The sequence below is a fragment of the Halapricum desulfuricans genome, from assembly GCF_017094465.1.
Lineage (GTDB): Archaea > Halobacteriota > Halobacteria > Halobacteriales > Haloarculaceae > Halapricum.
In genome coordinates this window covers 350378-374723 of the sequence record NZ_CP064791.1, presented here as the reverse complement: position 1 = coordinate 374723, position 24346 = coordinate 350378, and the positions used below count along the sequence as shown (strand labels likewise).

Below are 24346 nucleotides of genomic sequence, written 5' to 3'. Positions count from 1 at the left end.
TGGCCTACCGTGATCGGTCAGCGGGTAGGCGGGCCGTTCGGGCGCGCTACCCGTCACACGTTTCACCACGCCACACGTCAGAGAAGCTATGGACGACGCCGAACCGTTCACTTACGACGGTGGGCGGGTCGATCCCGGGGAGAGCCAGAACCTTCGGTACACGGTCAGCGAGACGTATCTGGGCGACTCGGTCAGGATGCCGGTGACGATCGTCAACGGCGAGCGGGCGGGGCCAACGGTCGTGCTCACTGCGGCGGTCCACGGCGACGAACTCAACGGGATCGAGGTCGTTCGCGAGGTCGCCCACGAGTGGGACCTCTCGGATCTGCGCGGGACGCTGGTCTGTCTGCCGGTACTGAACGTCCCGGGCTTCATCGCCCAGCAGCGGTACCTCCCGATCTACGACCGGGACCTCAACCGCGCGTTTCCGGGCGAGGCCGGCGGCACCAGCGCCAAACGGATGGCACGGCGCATCTTCAGCAACTTCGTCGAGCCGTGTGATCTGTGCGTGGACTTTCACACGTCTACGCGCGGGCGCTCGAATATGCCTCACGTCCGGGCGGACATGGACGACGAGGCGGTCTCCCGGCTGGCACACGCCTTCGCCTCGAACGTCATCATCGACACCGAAGGCGCCTCGGGGACGCTCCGCCGGGAGGCCAGCGACGCGGGCGTGCCGACGATCACCGTCGAGATGGGGGAGGCCCACCGCTTCGAGCGGGCGCTCATCGACCGCGCGCTGTCGGGGGTCGCGAGCGTCTTCGCCGAGTACGGCCTGCTCTCGGCTGAAGTGGTCCACTGGCCGGGCTGGCAGACGATCGTCGACGGCGCCGAGGACAAGACCTGGCTGCGGGCCGACACCGGTGGCCTGGTCGACATGCGCGTCTCTCGCGGCGCGTTCGTCGAGGAGGGGGCCGTCATCTGCGTGATCGCCAACCCGTTCAAGACCGAGACCACGAAAGTCCGCGCGCCGTTCGACGGACTGCTGGTCGGCGTCCTCGAGAACCCGGTCGTCTACCCGGGCAACCCGCTCTGCCATCTGGTGAACGTCGGTGCACGGACCCGGCGCGCGATCGAACGCAACCGCGGATGGTGATAGGTCGACCTGCGGGTCTTTAAGTATATTCTCGTCGTAGCGTTCGAGCATGCCCAACGGGGACACCGACGACACACCGACAGCCGTCGTCCTCGACTACCTACCGCACGGACGCTCGGACGACGAGCGGCCACAGTACGAGAAAGAGCCGCTAGCGTATGCCGTCTCAGTCGACGACTTTCGACTGTTCGAACTCGTGCTCGCCGATGACGCCGACATCTCGATCGGCGATCGGATCCCTGTCGAGCGCGGCGACGACGTCGAGCGCGCCCACGAGATCGACTACGCGGATCTCTCTGGGGGCGCCCAGTCCGAACTGGTGTACGCAATCGAAGACACCGTCGACGCGGATACCGAGCGGTTCGTCGATTTCTACAACGACGCCCAGCCGATCACGACTCGACTGCACGCGCTGAACCTCCTGCCGGGGATCGGCAAGAAATTGCGCAACAACGTCCTCGAAGCACGCAAACGCCGCCCCTTCCAGAATTTCGAGGACATCGAGGCGCGAGTCAGCGGTCTCCACGATCCGAAGGACGTGCTCGTCGAACGCATTCTCGAAGAGATCGAAGAAACGGACCTGAAATACCGGATCTTCGCCCGCCGTGACAGCGAATAAGATGGACGACACCGACTTTCGCGATCCCGACGCGCTGTTAGCCCGTGCCGGCGTCGGAGGAAACCCCGACCGCGATCAGCACTTCCTGGTCGACGATCGCGTGCTCGATCGGGTACCCACCTACGCGACCGAGATCGACGCCGACCTGGGTCACGTTCTCGAAATCGGGGCCGGGACCGGCGCGCTCACCGATCGGCTGCTCGCCGTCGCCGGGCACGTCACGGCTGTCGAGCGCGACCCGGATCTGGCGGCGTTTCTCCGCGAGGAGTTCGCCGCCGAGATCGACGCCGGACGGTTGACCGTACTGGAAGGGGACGCTCTGGCGGTCGAGTTGCCCGAGTTCACGGCATCGATCTCGAATCTCCCCTACGGGATCTCCAGCGAGATCACGTTCCGGCTCCTCCCGCACGGTGTGCCGCTCGTCCTGATGTTCCAGCGGGAGTTCGCCGAGCGGATGGCCGCCGATCCGGGGACCGAGGAGTACGGTCGACTGTCGGTGACGGCGGGCCATTACGCCGATATCGAGGTGGTCGAACCCGTGCCGGAGGCGGCATTCAGGCCGCCGCCGGCCGTCGAGAGCGCGATCGTCCGGACGACCCCGCGCGAGCCGGCGTACGAAGTCCCGAGCGACGAGGTATTCATGGACCTCGTGAAAGCCATCTTCACCCAGCGCCGCAAGACGATGCGTAACGCGATCCGCAACACCGGCCACATCTCGGGCCTCGACGATCCTGACGCGGTCGTCGACGCCGCTGCCGAGGATCTCATGAGCAAGCGAGCCGGGGACGTGACCCCGGCGGAGTTCGCGAAGCTCGCGCAGCTCGCGGTCGAGGTGGGCGATCCGTGACCGCGCTGGTCGCTGTCGACTGGGGCGTGCTGGCGATCGAGTTCCCGATCGTCGGCCAGTTGTTCGCGACGCCGACCGAGCGGTGGCTCGGGACGCTCGTTCTGCTCGTCGCCGTGATAGCGGGGAGCTGGGCGATCCGACAGGTCGGTCGCTGGCTCCGGGTGCAGTACGACCCGCGCGGCAGTCTGCTCGAGGCCGCGCAGGCGGCACTGATCGTCGCTATTTCGGTCGGGGCGACCGCCGCCGTCCTCGCCATCTGGGACGCAAGCGCGCAGGCGACGGCCATCTCGGACGTCCTCGATCCGGATCCGACGACGGTCGTTCGCGCGCTGGTCTCGCTGTTCCTGCTGGTCGGTGCCTGGGGCTCAACAGTGTTCGTCAAGCGGATCGCCGGCCTCGTCTTCGAGGAACACGACGCCTTCTCGCGCCATCAACACGAGGTGACCTATCACGTTCTCCAGCTCGTGCTGTACTCGTTGGCGATCGTCGTCGTCCTCGCCGTCTGGGGGATCGACCCCTCCGACATCCTGCTCGGCGCCGGGTTCCTGAGTGTGGTGCTCGGCCTGGCGGCCCGGCAGACGCTGTCGTCGGTGCTCGCGGGATTCGTGCTGCTGTTCGGCCGCCCCTTCGATATCGGCGACTGGGTCGCGATCGACGACCAGGAAGGGATCGTCACCGACGTCTCCGTATTCAATACCGAGATCCGCACGTTCAACGACGAGTCCGTCACGATCCCGAACGACGTGGTGACGGCGACGGGGCTGGTCAACCGCTCCCGGCAAGGCCGACTGCGCGTCGACGTTGAGGTCGGCGTCGATTACGACGACGACGTCGAGCGCGCTCGCGAACTAGCCACCGAGACGATGCGTGACCTCGACCGTGAGGAGATCCGCTCGAACCCGAGCCCGCGGACTGTCCTGACGGGCTTTGGCGACTCCGCGGTGGTGCTCGAGTTGCGCTTCTGGATCGACGACCCGACCGCGCGGCGGCGCTGGATCGCACAGACCGCTGTCGTCGCCGCGGTCAAGAATGCCTTCGAACGGGAGGGGATCACGATCCCGCTCCCCCAGCGCACGCTGGGGGGACGACCACCCGATGGACTGGCGATCCAAAGCGAAACGCCGAGGACGACGGACGACGAACCCGACGAGAGATGAAAGACGACCGGATCGAGCTGGCCAGCCAGCGCGATCTCGATCAGGTGTACGAACCGGCAGAAGACTCACATCTACTCGCCGAGACAGCACGTGAGTACGTCGGCACGGACGACCTGGTCCTGGAGGTGGGTACGGGATCGGCATACGTCGCGACCGCGCTCGCCACGACCGGGGCCGAGGTCGTCGCGACGGACGTCAATCCGATGGCTTGCCGCGAGGCCTACGAGGCCGGCCTGTCGACCGTCCGGGCGAATCTCGTCGAACCGTTCCGGGATCACTGCTTCGACGTCGTCGCCTTCAACCCGCCGTACCTGCCGACCGACCCCGACCACGAGTTCGACGACTGGATGGAGCGTGCCCTCTCCGGCGGCGAAGACGGTCGCGCCGTGATCGATCCGTTCCTCGCCACTGTCCGCCGCGTCCTCGTCGACGACGGCGTGGTGCTGCTGCTCGTCAGTTCGCTCACGGACATCGATGCCGTGCGTGCGAGCGCGGCCGCCGGAGGACTGACCACCCGCGAGGTCGCCGAGGAGTCACATCCCTTCGAGCGGCTCGTCGTCCTCGAACTCCGCCCGGACGACCCCTGAGAGCTGTCTTCGGGTATATTCCTCGGCCCAAATATACAAAATATTACAATTATTAGATAATACGTCGCCCGGTTAGTACAGACGAGAGCCTGCGATGGTCGAGGTCATCGAACTAGAAGGGACGGACGGCTCGAGCTCGACCGCGGGAATAGACGATCGACTGGGTGAGGACTATCTCGCCGACGGGCCGCTATCGTCGTATCTCGGCGACACCGAGCGGGTCGCGTTCGTGATCCATGCCAAACGAGGTGGGGTGACAGTCGAAGGCGACGGGGACAGCGAGACGTACAAACCGACGCGGGGACACAGAACGCTCGTCGCGATCACCGATCTCCGCCTGGTGATCGCGATCGGCGGGGCGGACGCTGGCGGCGATCGGGTCATCCCGATCCCGTTTTCGTCTGTCACGCGGATCGACACCGAAAGCGGGCTGTTACGGAAGCGACTGCTCGTCCACACAGAGGCCGGCGAGCAGTGGTCGCTGCCGGGCGGCGGCGACCTCCAGGCGATCGTCTCCTATCTCGAAGAGTGCACGGCAGCGTGGTCGCAGGTGAACCGTTTCGCCGTACGTATCGACGAACAGCTCGCGACTGCCCAGGACCGCCTCGACGACGGCGAGCCCGACGCTGCACGCCAGGCCGCCGAGGAGGTACTGTCGGTGATCGCGGCGGGCCGCGAGCAGGTGGGGACGTTCGACATCGGCGAACGAGTCCTCGCGCACGCGGATCTCGACTCCTACCGCGAAGCAGTCCGAGCGTTGCAACGCCGCGCGCTTGCGACGCTAGCTGACGACCACGTCGAGCGGGCCGATCGTTACGAGGCTGCAGGACGGCTCCGGCCAGCCCACGCAGCGCTCCGGGACGCGCGTGACGCCGCGGCGCAGGCTCGTTCGATCGACGCCGATCAGCCGCCGGACGGGGAAATCGAAGGGCGACTGCAGTCGGTCGAACGTGACCTGGCGCGGCTCGAAGACCAGCCCCGCGAGACGGCGACGACGGCGCTGCGGGAAGCTGAATCGATCGATGATCCACAACAGCGGGCCCGACGGCTGGCCGACGCGCTGTCGGCACATCGCGACTGGCTGGGCCTCTGCTGGGGCCCGGATGCCCCGTTCGCGGGCGATCCCGAGACGATCCGGGAGCGGGTCCTGGAGATCGTCGACGCGCTCGTTGGGGCCCACACATCCGTGATCGAGCGGCTGCTCGCAGCCGCCGAGCGACTTCACGCGAACGGCCGGACCGAACAGGCTCTGGCGGCGTGTGACGAAGCCGACGATCGGCTCGCGGCGGCTCGCGAGGTCGTGGCCGAACTGGCCCCAGATCGGGAACCGACCGTGGTGCAGTGGCGTATCGCGACCGATCACCGGCGCGCACTGATCGAGTACGATGTCAGCCGCGATGGCTCCGAACACAGCATCGAGCGGGACGACCACGTCACGTCTGGGAGGACTTCGGCCGGGGACGACCGATCCGACCACGAGGAAACGATCGTTGCAGGCATCACTGCGCGGGATCCCGACAGCGCTGAATCGTCCGGGTCAGACCTCGATCCGACCGACACCTCCAGTTGGGTTTCGATCACCGATGATCCCGACGACAGTCGAGACAGTGCTGCCGACCACCGAGCGACACTGGACACGGAGATCCAAGCGATGGACGAATCGCGTTTCACCGAGTTCATCGCGGCGTGCTGGCGCGAACTGGGCTGGGAAACGACCATCTTTGCCCACTCGAGCGCCAAATACGACATCATGGCGATCCGACGGCGGGCGATCGACCTTCGAGTCCTGATTTGGACGGTCCACACTCCCGGTCAGGATCTCGAAGCCTCCGTCGTGGACCGCTGTGTCACCGACCGCGACGACACCGAGCGGGCAGACGCCGCCGCACTGGTCACGACCGCTGACGTCCCCGAGCCAGTTCGCCAACGCGCGGCGGACCACGATATCAAACTCCTCGATCGTGACGAGCTTCTGGATCTGGTCGAAGACGAACGACTCGCCGACCTCGTCCTAGACGCGGAATAACTGATGGTAATTCATCGAAGTAGTAAATATTAAAGCTCGTCATTTCGTATGCCGCTGTAATGACGGAGATCGTATCGACGACACCGGGATTGTACCCGTTACCGGACTGGGCGAAAGACGACTTATCTCGACTGAAAGGCCATCAGAAGGGCGATCTGATCAGCGGCGACGAGGGTGCGGAGATCAGCTCTGTTTACGAAGAGGCCCGTGCCGATGTGATCGAGTCTCAGCGGGCGGCCGGACTCGATCGGATTGTCGAGGGACAGTTGCGGTGGGACGATATGCTCGCCCATCCGCTGGCGGTCCACGACAACGTCGAGACCCACGGGATCGTCCGCTACTACGACAACAACAACTTCTACCGGGAACCGGTCGTCACCGGTGAGTTGACCACCGACGGCGACGTACCCGACGAGCTCGACGCGGCCGATGCCCTTACCGACGGCGAGGATCTGCAGGCCGTCCTGCCGGGTCCCTACTCGCTCTCGGAGCTGGCCACCGACGAGTACTACGGCGACGACGCGGCGTTCCTCGACGGCGTCGCGGACTTTCTCGCGGGCGAGGCCGAGGCGTTCGACGCCGAGACGCTGCTGTTGCTCGAACCGTCGCTGGTCACCGACGCACCCGACGAGGGCGAGGACGAGCGTGCCAGCGAGGCCATCGACGCCGTCGCGAGTGCTGCCGACGCGGAGGTCGTCGTCCAGACCTACTGGGGCGCACTCGAGGAGAAAGTCCACGCCCACCTGCTGGACGCGGACATCGACGCCGTCGGCTATGACTTCGTGACTGACCACGAGCGGAACCTCTACAATATCAACGAGTACGGCACGAAAGATTCGATCGCGCTAGGACTGGTGGACGGCCAGAACACGCTGGTCGAGACGCCCGAGGAGATCCGCGAGCGCATCGAGTGGGTCGCCGACCAGACCGCTAACGACTTCGAGACGGTCTACGCGACCGCGAACACCGAGCTGTTCTACTTGCCGACCAACAAGTTCGAGGCGAAACTCCAGGCGCTTTCCGAAGCCGCTGACGGAGCGGAGGTGCAACTATGACGGATACACGCGAGCAGTTCCGACCGGCGGATCACCCCAACGACCACTTCCTGCTGACGACCGTCGTCGGCTCCTATCCCAAGCCGGAGTGGCACGACACGGCCCGAGAACTGTTCGAGGACCCCGATTCCGACTTCGACGTCGAGGACTGGGAGGAATCGAAAGACGACGCCGCCCGCCTGATCACCGAAGAACACGAGCGGGCCGGCATCGACGTCGTCACTGACGGCGAGATGCGGCGCAACGAGATGGTCGAGTACTTCGCCCACCGGATCGACGGCTACGAGTTCAACGGCCGCGTGAAGGTGTGGGGACACAACTACTTCGACAAGCCCTCGGTGGTTGAGGAGGTCGAGTACGACCAGCAGTGGCTCGTCGAGGAGTTCGAGTTCACTGACGACGTAGCCGGCGCGCCGGTGAAGGTCCCGATCACCGGACCCTACACGCTCGCGTCCTGGAGTTTCAACGAGGTCTACGACGACGAGGAGCAGCTGACCTACGCGCTTGCGGATCTGGTCAACCAGGAGATCGAGGCGCTGGTCGAGGCCGGCGCGCGATACATCCAGATCGACGAGCCTGCCCTCGCCACCACGCCGGACGACCACGCCATCGTCGGCGAGGCGCTGGAACGAATCGTCGACGATGTGCCTGAGGATGTCCGCCTGGGACTGCACGTCTGTTACGGCGATTACTCGCGGATCTACCCCGAGATTCTGGACTACCCGGTCGAGGAGTACGACCTCGAACTGGCCAACGGCGACTTCGAGCAGGTCGAGGTCTTCAAAGAGCACGAGTTCACCAAGGACTTCGCGATGGGTGTCGTCGACGTCCACGACGCCGAGGTCGAGTCCGTCGCGGAGATCAAGGAGAACATCAAGCGCGGGCTGGAGGTCGTCCCGCCCGAGCAGTTGACGGTTTCGCCGGACTGTGGTGTGAAGCTGCTGCCCCGCGAGGTCGCCTACCAGAAGATGGCGAATATGGTCGAGGCAGCTCGCGAGGTCGAGGAAGAACTCGACGCCGGCGAGATTGATCTGGTCGATCACGCGGCGGCTGAGGACTGATCGGACACCGACTGCTGGCGAAGTCGTGAGCCAGCAGGTCTTCCCCATACTCGCTGTATAGACTGTGTCTCCTCGTCTGGTGTGGACCGCGTGTTCTCTGCTGTTCGGGAGTACGACGGTCTTCGATCGTGCGTTGTCTTTCGAGGGGACGAGCGTCAGAATCGGCTGTGACTAATATAATTCTATAATACGAATACAGAACCAAAGTACTTATGTAATACTGGTCTGACTTTTCTTATGGAATGAGACGGAGACAATACCTCACGTCTCTGGGGGCATTGGGAGCAAGTGCTTCAGCCTTTATCGGGTCTGCTACTGCTGACGATAGTGTTTCCGCTGCTGAAGCGGGTATTCACGATCGTGTAGCGGATCTGTTACTTGAGGCACGGGTTCAGGAAGCACAGGAGTTGCTGGAGAAGCATAACGTCCGGTATGGCTTCCAGCGGGAATGCATTCCTGGGGCTTCTCAAAGAGACTTGACGGCGAACACTGGAATTTCAACACTCGGACACTACGACGATAGCGATTCGGAATTGGTGACGTCTGTCGTCGAGTCGTACGACGATCGGTGGATAGTTACTGCCACTATGTCCCTGCAGGATAGAAAACTTTCAGCCAGGGATGCCAGTATTGTGGATGACGGATTCGGAATCGTCTACGATAGTAGTGAGTGGAGCGCACCTGAACCGACTGAAAGCGGTGTGAAAACGCATTCACGTACAGCGGCAGATGGTTCCGTCTCCTTAGAGTACCAAGACTTCGCTCCGGAAAAGGGGCTAGCGTATGACGTTGACCTTCCGTATCTCCTTGATGGGGAAACGTCTGTCACGCTACAGACAGACCTGAAGCAAGTTGACTCCGGTAATGACGGGATTCCTGTCAAAGCGGAGTATAAGCATACTTGGGCCGCAGTTGACTTGCCTTGGCCATTTAAGGCTGAGGCTACAGCTGGTATCGGGCCGATTGGGATAACAATGAATCTGGACTCTTGCACAGTTCTCTGGGAGGATGAGATCGCTGTTGAGCCTGGTGAGATTGACCAAACTACATAGAGGTGATCTATCTTGGATAAAGAAGAAAAATTCGTTGCTACTGGAATCCAGCTAACTATCCTCGGTGTTTGGATAGCGCTTGGGAATAACGACGGTACTAGCGTTGCCGTTGCCGCTCCGTTGATTATCGGCGGCACGTATCTCGTCGGTCGGATCGTTGCAAAACCTGTGTGGCGATCGTTGCGAAGCTGACGCGGACACGCGCGCTGAGTGAAGCGGGAATCTCACGGCGCGGAGGATGTCATTTGAGCGCGTGGACGACGCCTCTGGTCGTCCCGACGACGACGTACCCGTCGCCGACAGCCGGGGAGCCTTCGACCGCGTAGCCCACGTCGTGACATCCTCCGCGCCGTGAACGGAGAGGGATCGAAGATCCCTCAGGCAGTCGGGCGTAGCCCGACGACGGCGCGGCTTCCCGAGTCAAGCGAATCGAAGATTCGCGTACCTCGCAAATCTCCGATTTGCTCAGCGTTGGGATATTTACCGGTTTACGATACGACCTGTTCTCGGCGGGCCACCCGGCCCGTGGATTTCTCGAACAGGCGCACCGAAGGCTGTGCCAGACAGCCGTTACTCCTATCCTGCGAGGGACTCGGAGTTACCGCAGCTCGCATATTCTCCGCCGCATTCAAATCACTATTAGCGACCAGTTCACACTCATCGCACACGTACAATCCACGTTCAACACGGTTCGAATCATCTTCTACTCCGCACTGACAACATGTCTTCGATGTTTTCAACTCGGCCTCATCAACCCGTTCGACGCTAATGCCACGCTCCTCTGCTTTGTACTCGATGTGTGCGATGAGCGTTTCGAACGCCCAGTCGTGCAACCTCTTGTTCCCGTGCCGACCCCAGTCTTGATCATCGCGGATGTGCTTCGGATGCCCAACAGCGATCGTCCCCACCTCACGACGAGAGCACTGTTCGACGATGTCTTTCGACAAGGCGTGGAGGAAGTGTTTTTGGCGGCGCGATTTCTTCTGTCGCGCCCACTCCGCATGATTGCTGGGGCCGTCTTCACCCTCCGTCTCGTATTCGACGTGGCGGAAGTAGTGGGCGTCCTCCTTCAGTGCGTTCCCGGGATACAACAGCGTCTCGTCACCGAACGAGACGGCGGCGGTGTTGCTGATCCCGAGGTCGATTCCCGCTGTCTTCTCACCAGTGGTATCGGTTGCGTCGATCTCGACTTTGCAAACGAAGTGTAGTTCCCAGTGATCGTCGTTCCAGACGGAACGGACTTGCTGCACGCGTTCTACGTCGGTGAGGTCGGTTTCCGGGCCGGTCTCGTATTCGCAGAGGATGAAGTCGGCCCAACCATCCTTCAGGTTCTCGCCTTTCGAGAGGCGCACCTGCTGGTGGTCTGTATCGAGTTTGAATCCGTCTTCTTTGAACGTGACCGTGCTGTGAGGGCGGTGGTCGCCGTATTTCCGGTAGCCCGGTGGGTTCGCATCCGGGTCGTTTTGCTCGAACCACGACTGGAAAGCGCCAGACAATTCTTCGACGATTGCCTGACTGGATTGGGCGTTCAGGTCTTTCCAGACGGGTTTGGTTTTGAGGTAGGCTTTGAGTGTGGATTCGTCGGGGATTTCCCCGGTTGCGTTCCAGATGCGGTCTATTGTCCACCGGGCGACGTTCCACAGTTTGCTGGCGGAGTCTGCAAGTGAATCGAGATCACTGACGACGCCCTCACGGTCATTACTCAGCGAGGCCGTGATGGTGCGCGTCGTGAGTAGTTCCGCCACACATAGCCTATGTTATCTGTTTTACCTTAATGGCTGCGGTTGGCGTCGAATATCCGGTTGGGGAGGTAGAACGGAGGTTGATTGGTGGAGCGTACGCGATTCATGCCCGCCGTAAACAGCGTGGCGTCGAAGACGCCACGGGCAGACGGCGCGATTCTCTCGCTGTTTAAAGATAGCTATTGATAGTTGTTCCTTCTGCCGATATCGGATTTCCTGGGTCCGTCGAAGCAGCCGGCGGTTCACTCGTCCATCGGTCGGGGCGATGCCGGACCGATCGTATAGATTCATTGTCCCGGCCCGTCCACTCGTGGCTAGATGGTCCCGCGAATCGTGCTGGCCGGTGCGGGCGTCGGCGTCATAGCCCTCGGCATCGTCTTCGGTACGTTTCTGGTGCCGTTGCCGCTGGCCGTGAAGGTCCTCCTCTATGTGGTCTTTAGCGTGGTTTTTCTGGCGAGCGCGGCCATCTTCGGCCGGCTGCTCGTCATCGAGAGCTGATACCCGACGGCTACCCCGTTCCCACGCCGATCAACTTTCGCTGTGTCCTGCAACGACGTCGATGTCACTGATCTCGAAGCGCGCCCCGCCGTGCTCGCTGTCCGTCACGTCGATATCCCAGCCGTGTGCGTGTGTGATCTCCTCGACGATCGCGAGTCCGAATCCGGTACCGTCCTCGGCGGTCGAGTACCCGCTCTCGAAGACGTCAGCACGTTCGTCAGGGGGGATTCCGTCCCCGTCGTCGGCGACGTAGAATCCGTCTCGCTCGTCGAGCGGCCCGATCCGGACGGTCGGATCACTCCCTCCGTGTTCCACGGCGTTGCGAAAGAGGTTCTCGAACAGTTGCTGGAGACGCCCTTCGTCTGCCCGGACCGATACGTCGGCTTCGACCGACAGCGTCGCCCCGTCGGTCTCGACGTTGTGCCAGCCCCCTTCGACCGGTGCTGACAGCCCGACGATTTCGGTCTCGGCCACCCGCTCACCCTTCTGTGCGAGTGTCAGCAGATCGTCGATCAGCGCCTGGCTCCGGTCGAGCGCGTCATCGATCCGATCCAGGTGTTCGCTGTCGCAGTCCTCCCTGGCAAGTTTTAGCCGGCCCGAGGCCACCTGTAGCGGGTTCCGCAGGTCGTGGCTGACGACGCTGGCGAACTCCTCCAGGCGCTCGTTCTGGCGCCGGAGTTCCTTCTGTCGCTGCTTGCGCTCGGTGATGTCCTGGTGGATCCCGACCATCCGAACCGGGTCACCGTCCTCGCCCCACTCGAACACTTTGCCGACGTCCCGGATCCAGATCCAGTCGCCCGATTTCGTCCGCATCCGATGGTCGCATTCGTAGTAGTCCGTCTCGCCCCCGAAGTGTGCTTCCAGCGCGTCTCGCGCGTCCGGGAGGTCTTCGGGATGGACTCGCTTCTCCCACGCATTCAGATGTGGTTCGATCTCCTCGAGCGAGTGCCCCAGCATCCCCGCCCAGCGCTCGCTGAACGTGACTTCGTCGGTCTCGACATCCCAGTCCCAGATCCCGAACTGGCCGGCCTCCAGTGCCAGTTCGAACCGTTCGTTGAGCGTCTGCAGCTGTCGCTCCCGCTCGTTCCGTTCTGTGATATCGCGGGCGACACTCAGAATCGCCGGCATACCGAAGTACTCGATCCGACTTGACGATATCTCGACGGGCACGTGCTCACGGTCCTTCGTGACGAAGGCGGTCTCGAACGTCACGCGACCTTTTTCTCGGATTGTCTCTAGCTGCTCGCGCAGCTTCGCGTCCGAGATGCCGAGGATGTCACCGTCAAGCGGCGACATCCCGATCAGCGACTCCTCGTCGTAGCCGAGGCGCTCACACGCCGCCTCGTTGACTGCGATGATCTCCCCGTGCGCCTCGTGGACGAACGCGATGTCGCTGATGCCCTCGAAGAGATTCTCGTATGTTCGCTGGGACTGCTGGAGCTTTGTCTCGGTCCGCCTCTGCTTGGTGACGTCGGAAAGCACCGTCCCGAACTGATCGTCGGTCAGTGCGAACGCCGAGACCCGGACGTGTTTCTCCAGCGGTGGATAGTACGTTTCGAACTCGGTCGATTCCCCCATCCGGACGACCTCCGCGTACCGATCCAGATAGTCCGAAGCGACCGTTCCGTAGATCTCTGATGCCAGCCGTCCCACGATGTCCTCCCGATCCAGATCGAGAGTGGATGCGTACTGGTCGTTGACTTCGAGGATCCGGAAATCGACCGGCTCGCCCGCGTCGTCGGTGACGAGTTCGTGCAACGCGACGCCCTTGTTCATCTCGGCGAACAGCGACCGATACTCCTTCTCCTCCTCTCGAAGTCGGCGTGTCGCGCGGCTTCGATACACTGCGTTCACGATCCGATCCGCCAGTACTGCGTACTGATCGGAACCGCTCCTCACGTAATCGGTGACGCCGGCGTCGATCGCCTCGCGCACTCCCTCCTCGTCCGCCTGGTCGAAGAATAAGACGAACGGAAGGCGTGGATGGTCTTCCCGGATGGTCTCGAAGAACTCGATGCCGGTTCGATCAGGCAGATCGTAAGCGGAGACGACACAGTCGAAGTCGCGCTCCGCGAGTATCGGCCGCGCTTCGTCGGTACCCGTGGTCGCTTGTACCCGGAGGCGGTCCGCCTCCCGCTCTAAGAACGTCCCCACCAGCGTTCCGAAGTGCGGATCGTCACCGACGTAGAGGGCCCGTACCGACCCCGCTGTTCCCATGAATTGACAAATAGGTGCGATATCTACTATACTTGGGGGTATTTTTCACCCCGAATCGCGCTCAACGGCTTCGATCGCCCGCTGACCGATTTCGATCACGTCCGGTTCGAGGCGGTCGCGTGCGGCCTGCAGGGCCGCCGTATCGAACCACTCCCAGGCTTTCGGTCCGGCTTCTCCGGGATCGGGGTCGATCTCGCGGCTGTCGACCTGCCCGTAGAAGACGAAATCGATGTGCTGGTGTCCCACGTCGCCGCTGTGGACGTCGATGTCCTCCAGCAGAAAGTGCTGTGGCTGGGGAATCGACTCGACTGTGGGCGAGGCGATTCCCTCCCGTGGAGCGATCAGGTCGATCTCGCGACCGATCTCCTCGCGGACCTCGCGTCTGGCGGCCTCGTGGGGGAGTTCGTCCCGGTCGATGTGACCGCCTGGCGGGAGCCACATCCCGAGCTTGTCGTGGTCGTGTAACGCGACGGCACCGTCGTTGACGACGTAGACGGTCGCGACAAAATGACGCGTCGTCTCCATGCGATCCGTTCGGAGTTCCCAACCCAAGAACCTGCGGTTCGATGCGTGGGAGTGTCTTGTTCGGTCGCTATGTGGGGATATTCTCTTCGGCTTCCAGCAGCTCGTGGTAGCGGTTGCGGATCGTGACCTCGGAAATGTTGGCGACTTCCGAGACCTCGTTCTGGGTGACTTTCTCGTTGGAGAGCAACGAGGCGGCGTAGACCGCCGCAGCGGCCAGTCCAACGGGCGATTTCCCGGAGTGGACGCCCTTGGATTTGGCCGTGCTGAGAAGCTGGCGGGCACGGCGTTCGACTTCCTCGGAGAGGTCGAGGTCGCTCGCAAACCGGGGGACGTAGCTCTCGGGGTCGGCGGGCTTGACTTCCAGCCCGAGTTCGCGGACGACGTACCGATACGTGCGGGCGATCTCGTCTTTCTCGACTCGAGAGACGGCGTTGATCTCGTCGAGGCTACGCGGCGTGCCGGCCTGGCGTGCGGCGGCGTACAGCGACGCGGTCGCGACGCCCTCGATGGAGCGCCCGGGCAGTAGATCCTCGTCGAGTGCACGGCGGTAGATCACTGAAGCGGTCTCGCGGACGTTCTCGGGCAGGCCAAGCGCGGAGGCCATCCGGTCGATCTCGCCCAGTGCCTGCTTGAGGTTGCGCTCTTTGGAGTCCCGGGTCCGGAACCGCTCGTTCCAGGTGCGAAGGCGCTGCATCTTCTCGCGCTGGCGGCTGGACAGGGAGTTGCCGTAGGCGTCCTTGTCCTGCCAGCCGATGTTGGTTGAGAGCCCCTTGTCGTGCATCATGTTCGTGGTGGGGGCACCCACGCGGCTCTTCTCGTCTTTCTCCTTGGAGTCGAACGCGCGCCACTCCGGCCCGGGGTCGATCTCGTCCTCTTCGACGACTAGCCCACACTCCTCGCAGACGGTCTCCCCGCGCTCGGAATCATGTACGAGCGTTCCACTACACTCCGGACAGACGAGATCTTCGTCTGTCGCTTCCTCTGACGTCTCTCGCTGACTCGCGTGCTCGTGGCGCCTGATGGTCGTGTCTGTCATTGGTTGGGATGAATACGTCTCGGGCAAACGCCCACAGAACTACCTGACTTCAATATCCTGTTGTAGTGCAAACGTCTTAAATCTTTGGCTAGCCGAAAAATCTGTTTCTCCGATCGAAAAATCACCTGTGCTATCACTTAGTCCTGTGCCCGTTTTCGGGACGAACACCGCGACTTTCGGAACGTCTTGTGGTGACCGGACACGACAACGGCGTGGCGACGGTTCCGCATCGAAATCCTTACCGCCAGCCCTGTCCTCCGGTGTGATATGAGCGATTCTGTCGTCGATCCAGACGAGGTCCGCCACGTCGCCGATCTCGCCCGGGTCGACCTCGCCGAGGCGGAACTCGAGCGGTTCGCCGAGCAGTTCGGCGAGATCCTCGACGCATTCGAGACGCTCGAGGAGGTACCCGAGGTCGAACGCGAGGCCGATCTCGTCAACGTGATGCGCCCTGACGAGGTGCAGGAGTCACTCGACCAGGAGCACGCACTGCAGAACGCCCCCGAAGACGAGGAGGGCTTTTTCAAGGGTCCGAAGGTGTCGTGAGATGAGCTACAACGCCTTCATCACCCGGGAGACGATCGAGAGCGACGAGGAAGGACCCCTCGCCGACAAGGCTGTCGCAGTCAAGGACAACATCTCGACGGCGGGCGTCCGGACGACCTGCGGGTCGGCGATGCTCGAGGAGTACGTCCCGCCCTACAACGCGACGGTCGTCGAGCGCCTGCAGGAGGCGGGCGCGACCATCCCCGGCAAGACCAATATGGACGAGTTCGGGATGGGGACGACGACCGAAACGTCGGCGTTCGGCCCGACGGACAACCCCGCCGCCGAGGGACGGGTCCCCGGTGGCTCCTCGGGTGGCTCGGCGGCCGCCGTGGCCGCCGGCGAGGCCGACCTCGCGCTCGGGACCGACACCGGCGGCTCGGTGCGCTGTCCCGCCGCGTTTACCGGGACGGTCGGGATCAAGCCCACCTACGGGCTGGTCTCGCGGTACGGGCTGATCGCCTACGCCAACTCCCTGGAGCAGATCGGACCGATCGCCCCCTCCGTCGAGGAGGCCGCCGAACTGCTGGAGGTGATCGCCGGGCCGGACGAACACGACGCGACCACGCGGGAAGCGCCCGGTAGCGGAGAGTACGCCGCAGCGGCCGACGGCGACGTCGAGGGCCTGGAGATCGGGGTCCCGACTGAACTGCTCGACGGGGCCGACGAGGAGGTCGTCGAGACCTTCTGGGACGCCATCGACGAGCTGGAAGCCCAGGGCGCGAGCTACCACGAGGTTTCCATGGAGTCACTGGAGCACGCCGTCGAGGCCTACTACGTGATCGCGATGAGCGAGGCCTCCTCAAACCTGGCGCGGTTCGACGGCGTCCGGTACGGCCCCACACCGGAGTACGAGGGCAACTGGAACGAGGAGTTCGCGGCGGTCCGCGAGGAGGGCTTTGGCGAGGAGGTCAAACGCCGGATCCTGCTGGGGACCTACGCGCTCTCGGCGGGGTATCACGACAAGTACTACAAGCAGGCCCAGGACGCCCGCGCGTGGGTCAAGCAGGACTTCGATTCGGCACTTGAGGCGGCGGACGTGCTCGCCTCGCCGACGATGCCGATCCCGCCGATGGAGCGCGGCGAGAGCCTGGACGACCCCCTGACGATGTACCTGGCCGACGCGAACACGACGCCGGTGAACCTCGCGAACCTCCCCGCGATCTCCGTTCCGGCGGGCGAGACGAGCGACGGCCTGCCGGTCGGGTTGCAGTTGATCGGGCCGGCCTTCGGCGAGACGGAGATTATCCGGGCCGGCAGTGCGCTGGCGTAGGGCTGCGAGCGACGCGTCAGAACCACCCTGAGTCGCTGCCGGTCTGCGTAATCGTGACGTTCACTGCATCGATGACATGGCCCGTCTCATTGAGTGCCTCCAGACGGTAGTTCCGCTCTGAGACGTAATCTTGATGCGGGACCATAAGATTGATTCCAGATCCATACTCGCTCGTACGGTTGCTTCTGTCGTCGATGACGGCCTCCTTGTTCCCATTTATTTCCTCATACTGTATTTCGTTTATCTTTTCAAATTCAAGAGAGGATCGGTTTTCGAGTAGCAATCTCACTTGGAAGTGATGTCCGAACATACCCCATACATACAGATTGTCGAAAACAGCACCAGTCATCGGTTCCTTGATGTCGACATCGTAGTTTGCTGGCGTTTCTGAGCCCGGTGATTCGTCAGCCGTCATCTCGACATCGGAGCAACCGGCAACTGCGAACGCCGAGACGACGACGAGCGCGACGATGATGTGCTTGAGACCGTGCATTGTTCACTCGATGAAGCGTCACAACCACCCTGAATCGCTGCCGGTCTGCGTGATCGTGACGTTCACTGCATCGACGACGTGTCCCGTCCTGTATGCTTCCAGACGGTAGTTCCGCTCCGAGACGTAATCTTGATACGGGACCGTAAGATAAATTCTCTCCTCATGCCCAACCCTCTCAGTACTCTGGGACTTGTTAACAGTCTTATTTCCTAGATCTACATTTTCATATTTTATAATTTCTACTTTACTATAATCTAATCTACTTTGATTTCTTATACTCAATTTGACATAGGAATGGTGCCCGCACATCCTATATACGTAGAGATTATCGAAGATGGTTCCGTTCGTGGGTTCTTTGATGTCGACATCGTAGTTTTCCGGCGTTTCTGAGCCCGGTGAGGTATCGGCCGTCATCTCGACATCGGAGCAGCCCGTGATTGCGAACGCCGAGACGACGACGAGCGCGACGATGATGTGCTTGAGACTGTGCATTGTTCACTCGATGAAACGTCAAAACCACCCTGAATCGCTGCCGGTCTGCGTGATCGTGACGTTCACTGCATCGACGACATAGCCCGTCTCATTGAGTGCTTCCAGACGGTAGTTCCGCTCTGAGACGTAATCTTGATGCGGGACCATAAGATAAATACCGCTTCCATATCCGGCTGTACGGTTGCTTCTCTCGTTGATGGCAGTCTTCTTGTTCGCATTTATTTTCTCATATTGTATTTCTTTTATCTTCTCAAATTCAAGAGAGGATCGGTTTTCGAGTAGTAACAATACTTGGAAATGATGGCCGATCATCCCATATACGTAGAGGTTATCGAAGACAGTTCCGTTCGTGGGTTCTTTGATGTCGACATCGTAGTTTTCCGGCGTTTCTGAGCCCGGTGATTCGTCAGCCGTCATCTCGACATCGGAGCAACCGGCAACTGCGAACGCCGAGACGACAACGACCGCGACGATGATATTTTTGATAGGTGTCATAGTTAGTTGTACATCGGGTGAATCTCACCGATGAGTCCCATAGCGTATCTCGTTGCCTGCTCCAGTACTTTACAGGTGTCCTCTAGCAACCACGGCGATGACTGCAGTGGAGATACTGGATTTTCCATAGTCGCAGTGATCACATCTGTACTATACTGGCTTGAGAACGCGGCTAAATTGGTCGCGTGGTTCTCCCACTTGTTCCCTTCAAATAGATCGGGTTCTTCAACAGGAACAAAGCTTGACAGGCCACGAATACTATCCATAATGTAGTCCTTCGGTTCAGGACTACATGGTTTCCACCAGCGTTCGGGCAAGCAGTTTGGCTTGTAGTTCAGATCCATATAGTCTGCTACTGCCACTTCATATTGAGAATGAACTTGTTGATGGACAGCTTGTGTTTTGAACTCGCCGGTGTGCATCGGATTCCCCAGATCTTCAAGGAAGTGCATCGCATGCCCGACTTGGACGTACCGATTATCACTTCTTGGACGATGTTCCAATGCGTCTTGCATTTCGTCCCCCACCCAGTGATCTGCATGTCCTAAAGGAACGTTAATAGAACCGACACCTAGTGGCACTGCAATACCCGGAGTGTAGGCATGTGCATATGCGTGCGTTACCTTTTCTGGAAATCCATCTAGCCATTCCTGAACCTCACCTACTGTATATACATATTTGGACAGGTCTGGGAAATCATAGTTCCGTCTATCGGGTTTCGGTGATTCTTCTTTCAATATGCTACACAGATCTGAGTCAATATTCATATTCTGACCCGCCCAGTAGGATATGGCGTTGTGTCCTTGCTCTGGCATCCACATTAGTCCGACATCATTGTCCTGTGTCTGCGCCCCGATACCCGAATTGATGACTTCCGCAAGAGTCGGTACCGTTTTCAAGTCGGCTGTCGTTGCTGTCACTTCGCGACTCTCTTGGCGCAATTGCTGCTCCGTTTCCTTTGCAATTTCCTGTGCCCGACCCGGATCCGAATCGAGCGTGTACACCTCCGTCGTGCGATCCGCTGATCGCGAAAAGACGGGATGTTCCGTCTTCCCGTACCCATGCGCCATCTTCCGTGCCATTCCGGGGTGGTCTCGCTCGACTTCCCTCGGCCCCTTGTGTTCGGTTCGAATTTGCACCGCCGACCAGAGGTCCTTCAGCGTCTCACGAGCTCGCCGCCGCGTCTCGCTGTGGACGTTGGCGTTGTCGATATGTCGAAGCAACGATTTGGCCATCGAGTCACGTTCACTACCGATGAGTGTGACCCAGTCGAGTTTCTTCAACTCGTCCCCGATGATGATCTTCGGCGGCACTGCTGAACCGTGATCGTTGCTTGGACGTGGCGTCGCTCGGTCTTTGCCTCTTTTCGCGCGCCCGGCAGATGCCACGCCACTGGCCCCAGCAAACGATGCAAGGACTGTGCCCGATTTGAGAATCGATCGTCGCGTCTTCTTTTCAGAAGCGTCCCCGTTCATTGCTCCCCACATCGATATCGGTTACACGCCACCTATATAATTACTTTGAATACAATATCAACATAAAATCCCAAAACTAACTCGGTGTGGATATATTAACCGAGAACTCCGTATCCGGTACGCTTTTGCTTTCAGCGCGAAAACGACAATACGATGTCACTCCGCCAGCCCTCCGGACTGCGAACGCACCTCCGGATCGTGGCGCTCGTGGCCGTGCTGCTGGCCTTTGACGTGGCGTTCGTGGCTGCCGTGTACGTCCTTGCACACGTCGCGCTGGCGCTGTTGCCGCTGGTCACCTACCAGTTCGAGGTGCTTACCTGGGCGCTCTCGTTCGATATCGTGCCGCTGGAGCCGGTGTTGCTCGTCGGGACCCCGCTGGTGTTGCTCGTCCAGTCGGTGTTCGGCTATCGACTCACGCTGCGTGAAGCCCGCGAGTACGACATCGGCCCGGACAAGGAGTTGAAGAACGTCCTCCTCGCCGACCGTAGCGCTGACGAGGCGGACGACGAACCCGAGGAGACGGTCGTCGCCGCGCCAACGCTGGAGGACCGCGTGGCCCGACTCGCTCAGACGGCCGACGTGACCATGCCCGACGTGCGAGTGATCGACGTCGAGACGCCGAACAGCTACGTCGCCAGTCGACCGGGCGAGCGGACGCTGTTTCTCACGGTTGGCCTGCTGGAGGCGCTCTCCGACGACGAACTCGACGCGGTGATCGCCCACGAACTCGCCCATCTCAGCAACGGCGACGCGTTCGTGATGACCGCCGCTGCGTTCCTGCCGACAGTCAGCGGCCGCTTTCTCGACGGTCTCGCCGCTGGGCTGCGGCACTCGTGGATCGCGCGCAAACTGCTCGGTCTCGACGGAGAGCAGAACGCGAACCTGAGCAATCTCGAGATCCCCCTCCTGCTGTTCACGCCGGTCGCGGTCCTCACCGTCGGCCCGCTGTATCTCGCCAGCACGGCCACCTACCGACTGCTCTCGCGGATCCGCGAGTACGCCGCCGACGCCGGCGGGGTGGCGATCAGCGGGTCGCCGGCCGCGCTGGCCAGCGCACTCGAAACGCTGACCGCGGACCGTCGGCCGGAGACTGACCTCCGGATGGCCGAGACGGGTGTCCGCGAGCTGTGTGTACTCCCCTACGCGATGAGCGGGACGGACGAGGAGACACCCGACGACAGGCTGGGACGGCTCCGCCAGCGGTGTGAGACCGTCTCCGAGCGAGTGCTACCCGGCTCACATCCCGACCCCGAGGACCGCATCGCTGCGCTTCGCGATCGACAGGCCGGACTCGAGCGGTGATCCGGCCGAAAGAGGCGTCGCCGACCTGGGTGCCAGCGCGCTCGTTTTCGACCCGCGGAGACAGCGATCCCGGCCGACGGCCGCGCTATCGCTGCCGGAGTTTACGTGATCGGTATCGCTTCGGTGTCGGCCTGCACCGATTCGTAGAGTTCTTCGAGGCGGTCGACGGAGTGATCGACGCTGAGGCGCTCGCGCCGGTCGAGACAGCTCTGGCTGAGCCGCTCGCGCTCCGCTAGCGCGCGTTCGAGCTGCTCTCTGAACGCTTCGATGTCCCCCTGCGGATACCGATAGCCGGTCCCGTCGTCGACGATCGTGTCCGAGAGCGCGCCGCTGTCGACGCCCACGACCGGCGTTCCACAGGCGTTGGCTTCGAGCGCGACAAGCCCCTGTGTCTCGACGGGGCTGGGGAACGCGAACACATCAAGCGTCGAGTAAAAGGCTGGCAGCTCCTCGCGATCCAGAAAGCCCAGAAACCGCACGTCGAGATCGAGTGTTTCCGCGCGGGCCTGCAGGTCCTCCCGTGCCGGCCCGTCACCGCCGAACAGTACCGTCACGTCCATTCCGTCTGCCGCAGCGAGGATGTCGGACAGGCACTTCTCGTAGCCGTGCCGACCGGTGTATCCGATGACCGGTCCGTCGCCGATGTCGTAGCGCTCCCGGAAGGCGTCGGTGTCGACCGGTCTGAACTGGTCGGTGTCGACCCCGTTGGCGACGACGGCGACGTCCGTGTCGATGCCGATGTCGTTCAGGATGTGCTCACGTGCCCGTTCGCTGGGTGCGATAACCAGGTCAGCGCGGCCGAAAAACCACCGCTCGTAGGACCGGGCCCACCGCCGAACCGTCCGCTCGACCCTCCCGTTGAACGAGATGTACTCCGCGTACTCGCCGGTCGGCGTGTGATAGGACGCTACCAGCGGCAGGTCGTTCGACCGTGCGAGCCGAAGCCCGCTCAGTCCGACGCCGAACGGCGTATGTGCGTGTACGATGTCGGCGTCTGCGACACCCTCGGGAACCTGTGGCGCGCCGAGCCGATACCCCTCGTAGAACGGAAACCGAACGCTTCGGACCGGATATTCCCCGGAACCGGGATCGTAGTCGCTGGCCTTCGGGTAGACCAGGTCCATCGTATGCCCCCGTGACTCCCAGGCTTCGCGCCAGGACTTGACGGTGTAGGTGACGCCGTTCACCGTCGGGAGGTACGTGTCGGTGAACGCGGCGACAGTCGGGGTGGCCATTCGTTCAGTGATTGAACCACCGGCGGTTAATGTGTTGTGACTTCCCGGTAGGCGTCGGCCAGCCCTTCGGCGACGCGATCGAGGCTGTGTTGCTGTGCGGTCTCTTTGGCGTTTTCGCCCAGTCGCTCGCGGAGGTCCGGGTTCGCTTCGAGTCGTTCGAGCGCGTCTTCGAACTCCTCGCGGGTCGAACAGAGCAGGCAGTCGTGGCCGTCCTCGTAGTACTCTCTGAAGACGGGGATGTCCCGCAGCACGACCGCCTTGCCGGCGGCCATCGCCTCGAGTACGACCAGTCCCTGGTTTTCGACCTTCGAAGGAAACAGGAACACGTCCCCGGCGGCGAAGGCGCCGCGCTTGTCCTCGATCCAGCCGGTGAAGGTGACGTTCTCCGGCGGGTGTTTCGTCCACTTGCGCACCGTTCGGGAGCCGAGCAGACTCCCGTCGTACTCGCCGAACCAGGCGAAATCGTAGTCGGTGTGCTGGGCGACTTCACAGAAGGTCGTCAGGCCCTTGCGTTCGAAGACGCTGCCGACCGCGAACACGACCATCCCCTCGAGGTCGTACCGATCGCGGTACTCCTCGCGGAACTGCTCGTGACCGGCCATCGAATCGAGGTCGATCCCGTTGGTGATCGATCGGATCGGCACGTCGATCGGGTACTCCTGGAGGGTCCGGCGGGTGTACTCGCTCGGGCAGAGCACCAGATCGGCCTGCGAGTAGAACCACTTGAGATACCGCCGGAGCGGCGTCGCGAGAAGATTCGATCCACGGAAACTCTCGGCGAAGTCCTCGCTGGTCACGTGTGCGTGCAACACCACGGGAATGTCCTTTCGCTTTGCCCGCCGGACCACGAAGGCGGTTCCCGGCCCGATCATGTTAGCGTGCACGAGATCGAACTCGGCCAGTCCCTGTCCGTTGACGAGCCGGTTCAGCCCCGCCAGCACCATGTCGCCACCGTACCACGGCGTCGTGAGATAAGTCACGTCAGCATCCGTCCGGGAGAGGGCGGCCCGCTGGTGAGCGACGGAGGTGCTGATCCCGCTACGATCGAGTCGGTCCTCGAACTCGAGGTAATTCAGGACGCGCACACCCGACAGCAGTTCGGGGGTATCAATAACGTTGCCGACTCCGCTCGGAGCGTTGGGTCCCAGGCCGGGCGACGTGCTCCCGGAGCGGAACGATACACCTAACGGGCGGGTTCCCCTAGCCTCACATAGATGGGAACCGATCGGGAACTCGCCCGCGAGCGGATCGCGATCCTGCACGAGCAGGCCGAAGCGGCTGCTCGCGTGGACGACCAGGAGCGCGCCCGCCAGCACGTCCGCCGCGCTCGCCGGATCGCCGAACGCAACCGGCTCTCGCTGCCGGCGGATTTCGATCGGTTCACCTGCGACGCCTGTGACGCGTATTTGATCCCGAGCCGTAACGCTCGGGTTCGAACCAGGGACGGGCACGTCGTCGTCACGTGTGATTGTGGCAGTCAGGCGAGATATAGATACGACTGACATCCCGGACCGAAG

Annotated in this window: 25 protein-coding genes; 14 read left to right on the top strand and 11 right to left on the bottom strand. The window is 62.0% G+C overall.

What is annotated here, in order from left to right:
• The first annotated feature begins 88 nt into the window (after window positions 1–88).
• From HSEST_RS01870 to HSEST_RS01830, 9 genes are all read left to right on the top strand, one after another.
• Window positions 89–1096: a succinylglutamate desuccinylase/aspartoacylase family protein gene (locus HSEST_RS01870; protein ID WP_229121872.1), complete on the top strand. Its 1008-nt coding sequence runs from the start codon at window positions 89–91 to the stop codon at window positions 1094–1096.
• Window positions 1097–1145: 49 nt separating this feature from the next.
• Window positions 1146–1715, top strand: a complete 570-nt coding sequence (locus HSEST_RS01865) for a DUF655 domain-containing protein (protein WP_229121871.1) — start codon at window positions 1146–1148, stop codon at window positions 1713–1715.
• Between the two features lies 1 nt (window position 1716).
• Entirely contained in the window at window positions 1717–2562 is an 846-nt protein-coding gene (locus HSEST_RS01860; protein ID WP_229121870.1) for a 16S ribosomal RNA methyltransferase A, read from the top strand.
• On the top strand, window positions 2559–3719 hold the full coding sequence (locus HSEST_RS01855; RefSeq protein WP_229121869.1) for a mechanosensitive ion channel family protein: 1161 nt from the start codon (window positions 2559–2561) through the stop codon (window positions 3717–3719). Before HSEST_RS01860 ends, HSEST_RS01855 begins: the two co-directional genes overlap by 4 nt.
• Window positions 3716–4306 (top strand): HemK2/MTQ2 family protein methyltransferase, encoded by a 591-nt coding sequence (locus tag HSEST_RS01850; RefSeq protein WP_229121868.1) that lies wholly within the window; start codon window positions 3716–3718, stop codon window positions 4304–4306. Before HSEST_RS01855 ends, HSEST_RS01850 begins: the two co-directional genes overlap by 4 nt.
• Before the next feature lie 94 nt (window positions 4307–4400).
• Entirely contained in the window at window positions 4401–6332 is a 1932-nt protein-coding gene (locus tag HSEST_RS01845; protein WP_229121867.1) for a restriction endonuclease, read from the top strand.
• Between the two features lie 59 nt (window positions 6333–6391).
• Window positions 6392–7387, top strand: coding sequence for a 5-methyltetrahydropteroyltriglutamate--homocysteine methyltransferase (locus HSEST_RS01840; protein ID WP_229121866.1), 996 nt, complete (start codon window positions 6392–6394; stop codon window positions 7385–7387).
• Window positions 7384–8448 (top strand): methionine synthase, encoded by a 1065-nt coding sequence (locus tag HSEST_RS01835; RefSeq protein WP_229121865.1) that lies wholly within the window; start codon window positions 7384–7386, stop codon window positions 8446–8448. The genes HSEST_RS01840 and HSEST_RS01835 overlap by 4 nt, the downstream gene beginning before the upstream one ends.
• A 587-nt stretch (window positions 8449–9035) precedes the next feature.
• On the top strand, window positions 9036–9500 hold the full coding sequence (locus HSEST_RS01830; RefSeq protein ID WP_229121864.1) for a hypothetical protein: 465 nt from the start codon (window positions 9036–9038) through the stop codon (window positions 9498–9500).
• A gap of 241 nt (window positions 9501–9741) precedes the next feature.
• Here HSEST_RS01830 and HSEST_RS01825 read toward each other — a convergent pair whose 3' ends face one another.
• Window positions 9742–9831 (bottom strand): PQQ-binding-like beta-propeller repeat protein, encoded by a 90-nt coding sequence (locus tag HSEST_RS01825; protein ID WP_229121863.1) that lies wholly within the window; start codon window positions 9829–9831, stop codon window positions 9742–9744.
• 157 nt (window positions 9832–9988) lie between these two features.
• Window positions 9989–11245 carry an RNA-guided endonuclease InsQ/TnpB family protein gene (locus HSEST_RS01820; RefSeq protein WP_229121862.1) on the bottom strand — a complete coding sequence of 419 codons (1257 nt, stop codon included), beginning with the start codon at window positions 11243–11245 and terminating at the stop codon, window positions 9989–9991.
• A 315-nt stretch (window positions 11246–11560) separates the two neighbouring features.
• On the opposite strand from HSEST_RS01820, the gene HSEST_RS01815 reads away from it, so the two are divergent.
• Window positions 11561–11740, top strand: coding sequence for a hypothetical protein (locus tag HSEST_RS01815; protein ID WP_229121861.1), 180 nt, complete (start codon window positions 11561–11563; stop codon window positions 11738–11740).
• A 30-nt stretch (window positions 11741–11770) separates the two neighbouring features.
• Here HSEST_RS01815 and HSEST_RS01810 read toward each other — a convergent pair whose 3' ends face one another.
• From HSEST_RS01810 to HSEST_RS01800, 3 genes are all read right to left on the bottom strand, one after another.
• Window positions 11771–13957, bottom strand: coding sequence for a PAS domain S-box protein (locus tag HSEST_RS01810; RefSeq protein ID WP_229121860.1), 2187 nt, complete (start codon window positions 13955–13957; stop codon window positions 11771–11773).
• 45 nt (window positions 13958–14002) lie between these two features.
• Window positions 14003–14482, bottom strand: a complete 480-nt coding sequence (locus HSEST_RS01805) for an NUDIX hydrolase (protein ID WP_229121859.1) — start codon at window positions 14480–14482, stop codon at window positions 14003–14005.
• A gap of 67 nt (window positions 14483–14549) precedes the next feature.
• Window positions 14550–15518: a transcription initiation factor IIB gene (locus tag HSEST_RS01800; RefSeq protein ID WP_229121858.1), complete on the bottom strand. Its 969-nt coding sequence runs from the start codon at window positions 15516–15518 to the stop codon at window positions 14550–14552.
• A gap of 267 nt (window positions 15519–15785) precedes the next feature.
• On the opposite strand from HSEST_RS01800, the gene gatC reads away from it, so the two are divergent.
• Together gatC and gatA are read left to right on the top strand one after the other, a co-directional pair.
• Complete coding sequence (gatC, locus tag HSEST_RS01795) at window positions 15786–16064, top strand: Asp-tRNA(Asn)/Glu-tRNA(Gln) amidotransferase subunit GatC (RefSeq protein ID WP_229121857.1); 279 nt, start codon at window positions 15786–15788, stop codon at window positions 16062–16064.
• A gap of 1 nt (window position 16065) precedes the next feature.
• Complete coding sequence (gatA, locus tag HSEST_RS01790; RefSeq protein WP_229121856.1) at window positions 16066–17337, top strand: Asp-tRNA(Asn)/Glu-tRNA(Gln) amidotransferase subunit GatA; 1272 nt, start codon at window positions 16066–16068, stop codon at window positions 17335–17337.
• 16 nt (window positions 17338–17353) lie between these two features.
• Here gatA and HSEST_RS01785 read toward each other — a convergent pair whose 3' ends face one another.
• Genes HSEST_RS01785 through HSEST_RS01770 form a run of 4 tightly spaced genes read right to left on the bottom strand, consistent with a single transcriptional unit; the run spans window position 17354 to window position 20292 of the window.
• Window positions 17354–17830 (bottom strand): hypothetical protein, encoded by a 477-nt coding sequence (locus HSEST_RS01785; protein ID WP_229121855.1) that lies wholly within the window; start codon window positions 17828–17830, stop codon window positions 17354–17356.
• Window positions 17831–17848: 18 nt separating this feature from the next.
• Window positions 17849–18322, bottom strand: coding sequence for a hypothetical protein (locus tag HSEST_RS01780; protein WP_229121854.1), 474 nt, complete (start codon window positions 18320–18322; stop codon window positions 17849–17851).
• Window positions 18323–18340: 18 nt separating this feature from the next.
• Window positions 18341–18817 (bottom strand): hypothetical protein, encoded by a 477-nt coding sequence (locus HSEST_RS01775; protein WP_229121853.1) that lies wholly within the window; start codon window positions 18815–18817, stop codon window positions 18341–18343.
• 2 nt (window positions 18818–18819) lie between these two features.
• Entirely contained in the window at window positions 18820–20292 is a 1473-nt protein-coding gene (locus HSEST_RS01770) for a hypothetical protein (RefSeq protein ID WP_229121852.1), read from the bottom strand.
• Between the two features lie 153 nt (window positions 20293–20445).
• Here HSEST_RS01770 and HSEST_RS01765 point away from each other — a divergent pair, with 153 nt between their 5' ends.
• Complete coding sequence (locus HSEST_RS01765; protein ID WP_229121851.1) at window positions 20446–21594, top strand: M48 family metallopeptidase; 1149 nt, start codon at window positions 20446–20448, stop codon at window positions 21592–21594.
• Between the two features lie 101 nt (window positions 21595–21695).
• Here HSEST_RS01765 and HSEST_RS01760 read toward each other — a convergent pair whose 3' ends face one another.
• Complete coding sequence (locus HSEST_RS01760) at window positions 21696–22829, bottom strand: glycosyltransferase (RefSeq protein WP_229121850.1); 1134 nt, start codon at window positions 22827–22829, stop codon at window positions 21696–21698.
• Between the two features lie 26 nt (window positions 22830–22855).
• Window positions 22856–23914, bottom strand: coding sequence for a glycosyltransferase family 4 protein (locus tag HSEST_RS01755; protein WP_229121849.1), 1059 nt, complete (start codon window positions 23912–23914; stop codon window positions 22856–22858).
• Window positions 23915–24043: 129 nt separating this feature from the next.
• On the opposite strand from HSEST_RS01755, the gene HSEST_RS01750 reads away from it, so the two are divergent.
• Window positions 24044–24331 (top strand): ribonuclease P protein component 4, encoded by a 288-nt coding sequence (locus HSEST_RS01750; protein ID WP_229121848.1) that lies wholly within the window; start codon window positions 24044–24046, stop codon window positions 24329–24331.
• Window positions 24332–24346: the final 15 nt, after the last annotated feature.

Bases quoted from the DNA above. Each gene is read 5' to 3' on its own strand.
- HSEST_RS01870 (WP_229121872.1), top strand. From the start codon at position 89: ATGGACGACGCCGAACCGTTCACTTACGACGGTGGGCGGGTCGATCCC.
- HSEST_RS01865 (WP_229121871.1), top strand. From the start codon at position 1,146: ATGCCCAACGGGGACACCGACGACACACCGACAGCCGTCGTCCTCGAC.
- HSEST_RS01860 (WP_229121870.1), top strand. From the start codon at position 1,717: ATGGACGACACCGACTTTCGCGATCCCGACGCGCTGTTAGCCCGTGCC.
- HSEST_RS01850 (WP_229121868.1), top strand. From the start codon at position 3,716: ATGAAAGACGACCGGATCGAGCTGGCCAGCCAGCGCGATCTCGATCAG.
- HSEST_RS01845 (WP_229121867.1), top strand. From the start codon at position 4,401: ATGGTCGAGGTCATCGAACTAGAAGGGACGGACGGCTCGAGCTCGACC.
- HSEST_RS01840 (WP_229121866.1), top strand. From the start codon at position 6,392: ATGACGGAGATCGTATCGACGACACCGGGATTGTACCCGTTACCGGAC.
- HSEST_RS01835 (WP_229121865.1), top strand. From the start codon at position 7,384: ATGACGGATACACGCGAGCAGTTCCGACCGGCGGATCACCCCAACGAC.
- HSEST_RS01830 (WP_229121864.1), top strand. From the start codon at position 9,036: ATGTCCCTGCAGGATAGAAAACTTTCAGCCAGGGATGCCAGTATTGTG.
- HSEST_RS01815 (WP_229121861.1), top strand. From the start codon at position 11,561: ATGGTCCCGCGAATCGTGCTGGCCGGTGCGGGCGTCGGCGTCATAGCC.
- HSEST_RS01810 (WP_229121860.1), bottom strand. From the start codon at position 13,957: ATGGGAACAGCGGGGTCGGTACGGGCCCTCTACGTCGGTGACGATCCG.
- HSEST_RS01805 (WP_229121859.1), bottom strand. From the start codon at position 14,482: ATGGAGACGACGCGTCATTTTGTCGCGACCGTCTACGTCGTCAACGAC.
- HSEST_RS01800 (WP_229121858.1), bottom strand. From the start codon at position 15,518: ATGACAGACACGACCATCAGGCGCCACGAGCACGCGAGTCAGCGAGAG.
- gatC (WP_229121857.1), top strand. From the start codon at position 15,786: ATGAGCGATTCTGTCGTCGATCCAGACGAGGTCCGCCACGTCGCCGAT.
- gatA (WP_229121856.1), top strand. From the start codon at position 16,066: ATGAGCTACAACGCCTTCATCACCCGGGAGACGATCGAGAGCGACGAG.
- HSEST_RS01785 (WP_229121855.1), bottom strand. From the start codon at position 17,830: ATGCACGGTCTCAAGCACATCATCGTCGCGCTCGTCGTCGTCTCGGCG.
- HSEST_RS01780 (WP_229121854.1), bottom strand. From the start codon at position 18,322: ATGCACAGTCTCAAGCACATCATCGTCGCGCTCGTCGTCGTCTCGGCG.
- HSEST_RS01775 (WP_229121853.1), bottom strand. From the start codon at position 18,817: ATGACACCTATCAAAAATATCATCGTCGCGGTCGTTGTCGTCTCGGCG.
- HSEST_RS01770 (WP_229121852.1), bottom strand. From the start codon at position 20,292: ATGAACGGGGACGCTTCTGAAAAGAAGACGCGACGATCGATTCTCAAA.
- HSEST_RS01765 (WP_229121851.1), top strand. From the start codon at position 20,446: ATGTCACTCCGCCAGCCCTCCGGACTGCGAACGCACCTCCGGATCGTG.
- HSEST_RS01760 (WP_229121850.1), bottom strand. From the start codon at position 22,829: ATGGCCACCCCGACTGTCGCCGCGTTCACCGACACGTACCTCCCGACG.
- HSEST_RS01750 (WP_229121848.1), top strand. From the start codon at position 24,044: ATGGGAACCGATCGGGAACTCGCCCGCGAGCGGATCGCGATCCTGCAC.